The 2,777-nt window shown below is 61.0% G+C and carries 2 protein-coding genes and 2 pseudogenes; all 4 read right to left on the bottom strand.

All coding sequences use genetic code 11. The features are described 5' to 3' along the window. The coding region (locus tag ASF12_RS35825; RefSeq protein WP_235533235.1) for a phosphopantetheine-binding protein at window positions 1-354 on the bottom strand (354 nt) is incomplete at its 3' end. After that, window positions 291-1,592 carry an amino acid adenylation domain-containing protein gene (locus ASF12_RS35830; RefSeq protein ID WP_235533236.1) on the bottom strand — a complete coding sequence of 434 codons (1,302 nt, stop codon included), beginning with the start codon at window positions 1,590-1,592 and terminating at the stop codon, window positions 291-293. The genes ASF12_RS35825 and ASF12_RS35830, both read right to left, overlap by 64 nt. 259 nt (window positions 1,593-1,851) lie before the next feature. After that, window positions 1,852-2,272, bottom strand: a pseudogene (locus ASF12_RS35835) (condensation domain-containing protein); the annotation flags it as partial. Between the two features lie 38 nt (window positions 2,273-2,310). Then, window positions 2,311-2,777: pseudogene (locus ASF12_RS35840) on the bottom strand (condensation domain-containing protein); the annotation flags it as partial.

Consider the following 2,777-nt stretch of genomic DNA (forward strand, 5'->3'; position numbering starts at 1 on the left):
CTCTTCAACGGTCGGATARAGAAAYACCTCTCTTAACGGCACCTCGGTCTCCAATGCTTGATGCATGCGCGATACAAGCGTCATCGCCCGGAGGGAATGGCCGCCAAGCGCAAAGAAGTTGTCGCGAATGCCAACGCGCTCAAGCCCCAGCACCTCCTGCCACAGCCGCGCGACTTCCGCTTCSACTGGTGTCCGTGGCGCTACATACGCCGCTTCGCTCTGTGCCCCGACTTCCGGCTTCGGCAGCGCCTTGCGATCCAGCTTTCCGTTAGGTGTTAGCGGCATCTCGGTTAGGGATATGATGTGCGTTGGGAGCATATACGAGGGAAGTCCCTCTGCCAGCTTGCTGCGCATCTCCTTCGCTCCCAACCAGCGATCACCGTCACCACCGCTTCTTTTACCCCTTCGATTTGCAGCAGATGCGCTTCCACCTCRCCCAGCTCGATCCGGTAACCCCGTATCTTCACCTGATGGTCCATCCGGCCCAAATGCTCCAGACGACCATCCGGCAGCCATCTGGCTAAATCGCCAGTCCGGTACATCCGCTCGCCKGGGGCAAACGGATGCGCGACAAACCGCTCGTTCGTCAGTTCCTCGCGTGCCCAGTAGCCACGGGCTACGCCTGCTCCTCCGATGCACAGCTCTCCCACCGCTCCGATCGGCTGCACCTGCAGCGCCTCGTTCAGCACATACACCTGCGTATTGGACAGCGGACGGCCGATGCTCATTTTTCCTCCTTCGCCCGCTTCTCTCAGGTGTGCAAACGTCGACCAGACCGTCGTTTCCGTCGGGCCGTACATATTGTACAGCTCCGCCTCCGTTTGAACGCGCAATTGTCTTTCCAGCGTGACAGGGAATGGCTCCCCCCCAATCAGCAGCGCCTGCATAGGACGCAGCGCTGCGGCACTGCGCGCATCCTCCAGCAGCATCACCAGCCGGGAAGGCGTCGTCTGCATTACCTGGGCTGGATGCTTCATAAGCAGCGCAGCCAGCTGGGCAGGGTCCTGCTGCTCCGCTTCGCTCGCCAGCAGAACCTGCATGCCACAGCTCAGCGGTACCCAGCTCTCGGTCACGAAGATGTCGAAGGACACCGTCGTCACACTAAGCATCGTCGCAGATGGCGCAAAGGGCAGTGCTTCCACCATCCCCGTCATAAAGTTGACGACGTTTCGATGCTCCACCACCACCCCTTTCGGCGTGCCGGTCGTCCCGGAGGTGTAGATCACATACGCGCTGCCCTCAGCCCGGGTCTCCACCTTCGTTGATGCCGAGGAATAAGCTTTCAGTTCCTCCACGGAGGCAAACCTCACCTGCGAAGCTTGCTCCTCCTGCTGTCCATCTGAGCCCTGCTCCTCCAGACACAGCACCTGACGCAGCGGGGTTTCTACCCAGCCCGCCACCGTTTCCCGCTGTGCTTCTTCGCTTAAGAGAATGCGGATTCCGGCATCCCGGACCATCCCTTCGATGCGTCCGGTTGGCAGCGCCGGATCCAGTGGCACATAGGCCGCACCGGCTTTCATAATCCCCAGCAGACCGGCGATCAGCCAAGGCGAACGGGACAGCAGCACACCGACGCGGTCTTCACTGCTCACGCCCTGCGCGCGCAGCCAGCCCGCGATGCGGTTGGCTTGCCCGCCGGATGCCCCGGCGTTCGGGCAGCCTGCTGCTCGAATAGCCCATGCACCGTCGCGTTCTCAGGGAGCTCCAGCTCCGTAGCGTTGAAGTGCATCAGCAGTTGCTCCCGCTGCCCTGCCGTCAGCAAGTCCATGCTTCCCAGCATTGTATGCGAATCGCGGGTCACTTGACGCAGCAGCTCCGTAAAATGACCCACCCAGCGCTCTATTGTGGCCNCCGTCAGCAAGTCCATGCTTCCCAGCATTGTATGCGAATCGCGGGTCACTTGACGCAGCAGCTCCGTAAAATGACCCACCCAGCGCTCTATTGTGGCCTGCTCGAACAGCTTCACCGCGTATTCCAGCGTGCAACGCATGCCCTGCTCTTCTTCACTCACCGACAGCGTCAGATCGAATTTCGCCGCTCCGCTTTCTATCGGGTACGGCGTCCATTGCAGATCCGCCAGCTCCAGCTCCGACTGCTCCGTGTTTTGCAACACCAGCATCGCATCAAAAAGCGGATTSCGGCTCAAATCCCGCTGCCTGACTACCTGCTCCACCAGCTCCTCGAACGGATAGTCCCCATGTTCGAAGGCGCTTAGCGCCGTCTGCTTCACTTCCTGCAAGTAGGCAGAGAACGTTTTTCCATTATGCGGCATATCGCTGCATGCGGCGGCAAATCGGCGAACCGAGGTGNGCCTGACTACCTGCTCCACCAGCTCCTCGAACGGATAGTCCCCATGTTCGAAGGCGCTTAGCGCCGTCTGCTTCACTTCCTGCAAGTAGGCAGAGAACGTTTTTTCCCCCGACGGACTCAGCCGCAGCGCCAGCGTGTTCACGAACATCCCCAGCATGCCCTGCAAGTCAGCATGCGAACGTCCCGCAATCGGCGTGCCGACGATCAGCTCCTCCTGACCGCTTAATCGGCCAAGCAACGCGCTGTACGCTGCCAGCAGCACCATATACACCGTCGCCCCGCTCGTACGGGCCAGTTCCCGCAGCGCTGCTGACAGCTCGCTGTCCAGCTCGAATTCTACGCGTGCTCCCTCGAAGCTCCGCACCGCCGGAAGCGGATAATCGAGCGGCAGGCTCAGCACTGGCAGCTCCCCGGCGAACTGCTTCAGCCAGTAGCGCTCCATCTCCCGATAAGACGCGCTTTCCCGG

This window comes from Paenibacillus sp. Leaf72, from assembly GCF_001422685.1.
In the GTDB taxonomy this organism is placed as follows: Bacteria; Bacillota; Bacilli; order Paenibacillales; family Paenibacillaceae; genus Pristimantibacillus.